This window comes from Desulfobacter sp. (assembly GCF_050177295.1).
This window is the reverse complement of sequence record NZ_JBFXHE010000270.1, coordinates 1-6,227: the sequence shown is the minus strand read 5'-3', so window position 1 is coordinate 6,227 and position 6,227 is coordinate 1. Positions and strand designations below refer to the sequence as shown.

Below are 6,227 nucleotides of genomic sequence, written 5' to 3'. Positions count from 1 at the left end.
TGTGGCACTTTATGGGAAAAAAGTGCTGCTGGTTGACTGCGACCCCCAGGCAAGTGTATCCCAATGGCGTAAGATTGATTCAAAGGGGAATGATCATGACCTTGCACAGGTGCTGGCCGGCAGAATACGCGTTCATGATGCCGTATCCGGAACCGATATTGACGGACTGGATATCCTGCCGGCCGGTTTCGGTCTTTTTTCCATGTCCATTAAACTTGCCAGGCGCACAGACAACGAAAAGCTTCTTCGCCTTGTTATTGATGAAATCAAGCATGACTACGACATCATTATTCTTGATGCGCCTTCATCCTGCGGCTATCTGAGCATCGCCGCCTTGACCGCAGCAGACTGGCTTGCAGCAGTGGTCATCCCGGATGAAGACTGGGTCAGTGATTTTCATTCACTGATTAAAATTGTCCGGTACATACGCAAATCCCACAATGCACCGTTAGGCATTGCAGGTATACTGTTCAACAGATGCAATCGTAAAGAACAGATGGAAAATCATGCGGTTCCCGAAGTGTTGGAACAAATTCGTCCTCTGATATATAAAACCATGATCCCTGACGATGAAATGCTTAACAAGGAGCAATCCTCCCTCAGTCCGCTCTCTTTGTACGACATTAAATCACAGGCTTCCCAGGCGTATCTTGGCATGGCCCGGGAGATTATCGGTGCATTCAATTTAAAATGAGGAGACCCCATTGAAGCTGACCAATCCGGAATCCATCCAGAAAAATGAAAAAGAGTTTATTGACACCATAAATGCCGAACTTGACTGGAATGTCATTGAGCAGATGCTGCTTGACAAACATAATTTTGGAGTTCAGGATGACATTGAATACAAGGATGGAAATCTTATCGTTTATAATAACGAAATCGCTTACAAATTTGATTTTCAAATCAAGGTTCCCCTTTCGGTAATTTTTAACCGCAGTGGTGAATGTTTATCCATGTCAACCACCGGGGAAGAAGGGGTGCTTGAAGCTAACGAAGATATGGAAATCCGGAATGCGTCCACAACTCAAACGCCTGGTGGCGGGCCGGATAAAAAAAAAGTAGAGGAGATGGCTGTCGAAATCGCTGATTTGATCTCTGAAATTAACAATAAAGCGTAGGGGGAGTATGGATATGCAGGAAGGCGGCAGCGCCAAGCGGGAGTCTGTCAGAAACCAATTGGATGAAATTCTAGCCAAGGAGATCACCGCTTTTATTGATGTGGATTCCAATATGGTGCTGATGTCTTTCAACCTTGCCACCATCTCCTGTATCACCATCAGCGTGGATCGGGAACGTGAAATCAAGGCGTATGCAGACTCTCCTCCGGAACGTTTCAACCGCAAAACCCTTACGTCTGAACTTGTGGATATCGGACTTGACCAGGACGATTACCTTGACAATGCCGTATCATCCGTCCTGAGGTCCGGCTATCTTACAACACTTTCCAATGGTGAGCTTAAAGCCGAAATGCCTGCTTTTATGATGGTTGGTTTTTTAGACTCCATGTTTCCGGGCATGCAGGGCCTTAATCTGATTGCTTTTATCCTTCAAATAAATGACGAGGTCAATTCCGGCCGTAAACGCCTTGATTTTGCAAAACAAAGCTTTGAAACAACGCTTAAAACCCGTGGCGTTTCCGTGACAAAAGACCGCGCCCAGGAACGGGCAACCGAAATGGTCAAAGGGGTTCACAAGGCAGTCACTGTGCAGTCTAAACAGATTTCAGCCCGGTTAAAAAGGGAAAAGCTCAACAGGTTGTCCCAGCTTATGAAAACCAGGAGACAACGCACTGACGGCTACCACGAAAAGGTCAGAATTCAAAATCTTTTTGACAAAGGGCCAACTCCCGAAGAAATTGAGGCTGAAAAACAAAAAGCCAGGGACGTTGAAGAGGCAGCCCAGAAAGCCGCAGAACTGGCCAAAGAGTTAGCGGAAAAAGAGAAACAAATAAAAGAAGCCGAGGATATTGCACAGGAGCTTGCAGAACAGCTTAAAATTATTGAAGAAAAAGAAAAGGCTGCAGAAGAGGCCCAGGCTCACGCTATAGCTGTCCAGGAAAAAGCAGAAGCCCTTGCAGCAAGGGAACAGGAAATGGCTGAAAAGGAAGCCAGACTCCTCGCACTTGAAGAAGAGTTGAAACGCAGGGAAGAAGAGGTAAGAAAGGAAGCCGAAGCAAAAGAACTTGCAGCCAGGCAAGCAGAAAAGGCAACAGACCAAAATGATATTGAATCCAGAATCGCCGCCTTTGAGCAAACCCTGGCCATGCCCTGTCCTTTGTGCAGTAACGGCAGGGTCGAAGAAAAGACCACGGACAAAGGGAAAATTTTTTACTCCTGCGACCAGAAGGAGTGCCGGTTCGTATCCTGGGATAAACCCTATCATTTTGAATGTCCATTGTGCAAAAATCCATATTTAATCGAATTCATCACACCTTCGGGCACCCCGGGACTTAAATGTCCCAGGGCTTCATGCACCTATTCCCAGGACAACCTGCTGGCACCTGTTCAGCACATGGCCGCAACTTCCGCACTGTCAGATCAACCGCCCAAAAAGAAAAAGCTTGTCAGACGAGTCAAAAGACGGTGATGAATATTTCCTTATAGAAAATGAAACCGATATTTTTTATAATTTTAGTATCTTTGATAATACTGGTAGCATTCCAGGTATATGCCCTGGTCAGTCCGGAGTCCTATACACCAGGCACACAACTGGTCTCAAATATCCCAAAAACAGACCAGACCCAGCCCAAATCAAAACCGGATCGTTTAGAACCGGTTAAATTAAATAAAATCATAGAAAAGGTCACCCAGCGAAATCTTTTCAAGGTAGAGGTGGGCGGTGAAAACAACAATTCGTCTGAACCCGAGAACCTGCATCTTGAGAAGACCAGCCTGGAACTGATCCTTTGGGGGACGGTAACAGGGCAGAAAAAACAAGATGGCTGGGCCGTGATAGAGGATCTTGAAAAAAAACAGCAGGATCTATACCGGGTCAATGATAAAATTCAGGATGCTGCCATTAAATCCATATTACGCAACAAGGTAATTTTAACCGTAAACGGTAAGGATCAGATTCTGGAAGTCAATGCAGAGCCGTCGCCCCTTCTTGACCGGAAACGCACGCCCTCCGCCAGAGCCTCCAGCCCCAGGCCCCTGCAGTATCACAGACCGGACCAGAAGGAAGCGGAGGATATCTCAGATACGGGATCACAGTCAAAGCCATTGTTTAAAACCCGGCCCTATTTCAAAAACGGCGAAGCGTCAGGTGTTATGATCTACAGTATCAAGAATGACTCCGTGATCCGGCGTTTAGGCCTTCGAAACGGAGACGTTATCCTGGCCGTTGACGATGTTGAAATTCAAGATCCCCAGGATCTTGAAAATTTTGATGACAGCATCGACGATCATTCCGATATTACCATTTCTATCCTCAGGCGGGGGAAATCCCAAGAGCTGGTTTTCAGCGGACAGGATAACGCTTATTCCATCAATGATGTTAAACAGTGATACGCAGCATATTATTTATGATATCTCATTGAAAACATTTTTGATCCGACTGTTCTTGGGCATTTTTATTTTAAGTGGAATACCGAAAGTACTTTTGGCCCAGGACCCCGTTGAAAACCACAGAAAAAACACCAACCCCGTGATTAAATTTTATCAGGACCATATATCCGGCATTGACGGCAACCGTTGCCCCATGTTTCCGTCCTGCTCCCGGTATGGTGCCCAGGCCATCCAAAAACACGGATTTGGCCTTGGCTGGATCATGGCCTGCGACCGCCTGCTCAGATGCGGCAGGGATGAAGTTCGCCTGTCTCCCCATGTCAGGGTCAATGGGCGCGAACTAACCTTTGACCCGGTCAGTGCCAATGATTTCTGGTGGTTCTCACCCAAACCGTCTGCCATTGAAAATAACTTACCGGAAAAAAACCTGTATCATTCAGATTCCGGCCCGATGCCGGATTTGAATCCGGATCAGCAAAAATGACGCATCCAATAAAAGAACTGCTGATATACCTGGCCGTCCTTGCATTTTTTGGGGGCCTTGGTTCACCATTTGCCCATGCGCTTTCCAATGATCAACCCGGCCTTTTTATTACGGCAGACATGCAGTTTGACTACGCCCTGAAACTTTTTGAACAAAAAGATTTTACTGCGGCCCAGGTCGAGTTCAAACGGTTTATCCATTTTTTCCCCCAGGACCCCAGGCATGACCGTGCCGATTATACCGCAGGCGTTGCTCTGTTTTACTCGGGGCAGTACTATGAGGCTGCCCGGCGGTTTGATACAATTATCCGGCAGTCCAAGGATATAGACAGTTCATGGGCACAGCACTCCTGCTTTATGCAGAGTCAGGCCTTTGAAGCCATGGGAAACACGGGTTATGCCCAGGTTGTTCTGCAAAATTATTTAAAACAGACCCGGGATACCGATACAAAAGACCGAATTTACCTGGAACTTGCCCGTATGCATATCCGGAACACTGTGACGCCGGGAAAAGATGAGCTTGACTATGCCCGTAAAAATCTAATGCTGATCAGTCCTGGAAAACAGCGGGAATACAAAGTAATAAAGCAACTGGAAGCCATTGACCATGCCGTGAATGCACCGGCAAAAAGCCCTGTGCTTGCTGGGATTCTGGCCATTATACCCGGGGGTGGCATGCTGTATTGTGAACGGTATAAAGATGCATTTATCAGTTTCTGCTTTAATACAGGATTAATCTGGGCCGCATACACGGCCTTTGACCATGACAATCCCGCCCTTGGCGGTGTCATTACCTTTGTGGAGACCGGCTTTTATTCAGGCAATATTTACGGTTCCATCACAGCAGCCCACAAGTACAACAAAGCAGCCCAGATAAAAATCCTGGACAAAACCTTTGACGTTGAACCTGGGTTTGACCCGGTAAATAAATCTTTTCTCCTGCAATTAAAGCACGATTTCTGAAATCAGGCACAATTGATGAGATTCGGGTGTGTTCCACCTGTTGGCACTGGTTTATCTCATAAAAATATCCCGGCAACAGCTCCGGTCATACATGTGGCTAAAGTGCCTGCAATGATGGAACGGAATCCTAAAGATACGATTTCATCCCTTCTTTCCGGAACCATGGCACCCATGCCGCCGATCATAATACCCAGGCTGCCCGGATTTGCAAAACCACACATGGCATATGAAATAATGATGCGGCTGCGTTCACCTATTTCGCCTGCCGGAATGCGGGCTAAATCAAGGTATGCTATGAATTCGTTAAGAATGGTTTTGGTTCCCATCAAAGCGCCGGTGGCAGGGGCTTCGGACCAGGGGATGCCCATCAGCCATGATGCCGGCGCCATGATCCAGCCCAAAATCCGCTGCAGCGTGAATGGCTGCCCTTTTAACAATGGTATGAGTCCAAGTGCCATATTGATCAGGCTCACCATGGCCACAAGAACGATGATCATGGCCACAATATTGATCATAAGATCAATGCCGGACACCGTGCCCTTGGTAATGGCATCCATGACGCTTTTATAAACCGTTGGCGTGGACAGGCGGCCCTCTGTTACATCTTTGGTTTCAGGGATCATTATTTTTGAAATCAGAATCGCAGCCGGTGCACTGATAATGGAGGCGGTAAGAATATGCCCTAAAATACCGGGTATTACAGGCGTAAGAATCGTGGCGTAAAGTACCATGACAGTGCCTGCAATGGTGGCCATACCGCAAGTCATTAAAGTAAATAACTCACTGTGGGTCATGGCGGATAAATACGGTTTGACCAGCAAAGGCGCCTCCACCATGCCCACAAAAATATTGGCTGAAATCCCGATGCCTTCAGCCCCGCCGGTACCCAGTGTTTTATTGAGAATCACGCTGAAGAAACGCACCACGGCAGGGATAATCTTCCAATAAAACAGCAGCGCAGATAGTGCGCTCATGACCAGAATCAAGGGCAAAGATTGAAATGCAAGGATAAACGAAGCCCCGGGATAGGATTCCTGGAAAGGAAGCGCTCCGCCGCCGATGTATCCGAACACCATGGCTGTGCCCTCCCCGGTTGCCTTTGAAATAGCGGTCACTAGACCGTTTAAATAAAGAAAACCCTGGCGTATCCATGCAAACTTCAGCGTTACCATGCCAAGAACAAGTTGCAAAAATATAGCTAAAATAATCAGCCTGGCCGAAATTTTTTTTCTATTCTCGCTTAATAAAACAGCAATACCTGAAAACGCAAACAGT

At 46.9% G+C, this 6,227-nt stretch carries 7 protein-coding genes; 6 read left to right on the top strand and 1 reads right to left on the bottom strand.

Annotation, left to right across the window (positions count from 1 at the left end):
• The 6 genes from AB7U36_RS16505 to AB7U36_RS16480 form a co-directional block, all read left to right on the top strand.
• Positions 1-694 (top strand): ParA family protein (locus AB7U36_RS16505; protein ID WP_428160797.1); only part of this gene is annotated, 694 nt, incomplete at its 5' end.
• 10 nt (positions 695-704) lie between these two features.
• Entirely contained in the window at positions 705-1,118 is a 414-nt protein-coding gene (locus AB7U36_RS16500) for a hypothetical protein (RefSeq protein WP_428160796.1), read from the top strand.
• 7 nt (positions 1,119-1,125) lie between these two features.
• Positions 1,126-2,586, top strand: a complete 1,461-nt coding sequence (locus tag AB7U36_RS16495; protein WP_428160795.1) for a DNA topoisomerase I — start codon at positions 1,126-1,128, stop codon at positions 2,584-2,586.
• A gap of 53 nt (positions 2,587-2,639) precedes the next feature.
• Positions 2,640-3,506 (top strand): type II secretion system protein N, encoded by an 867-nt coding sequence (locus AB7U36_RS16490; RefSeq protein WP_428160794.1) that lies wholly within the window; start codon positions 2,640-2,642, stop codon positions 3,504-3,506.
• A gap of 139 nt (positions 3,507-3,645) precedes the next feature.
• A complete protein-coding gene (yidD, locus tag AB7U36_RS16485; protein ID WP_428160793.1) occupies positions 3,646-3,990 on the top strand; it encodes a membrane protein insertion efficiency factor YidD in 345 nt (114 codons plus the stop codon).
• Complete coding sequence (locus AB7U36_RS16480) at positions 3,987-4,952, top strand: tetratricopeptide repeat protein (RefSeq protein WP_428160792.1); 966 nt, start codon at positions 3,987-3,989, stop codon at positions 4,950-4,952. The genes yidD and AB7U36_RS16480 overlap by 4 nt, the downstream gene beginning before the upstream one ends.
• 56 nt (positions 4,953-5,008) lie before the next feature.
• Here AB7U36_RS16480 and AB7U36_RS16475 read toward each other — a convergent pair whose 3' ends face one another.
• A complete protein-coding gene (locus AB7U36_RS16475) occupies positions 5,009-6,226 on the bottom strand; it encodes a NupC/NupG family nucleoside CNT transporter (RefSeq protein WP_428160791.1) in 1,218 nt (405 codons plus the stop codon).
• Position 6,227 lies beyond the last annotated feature (1 nt).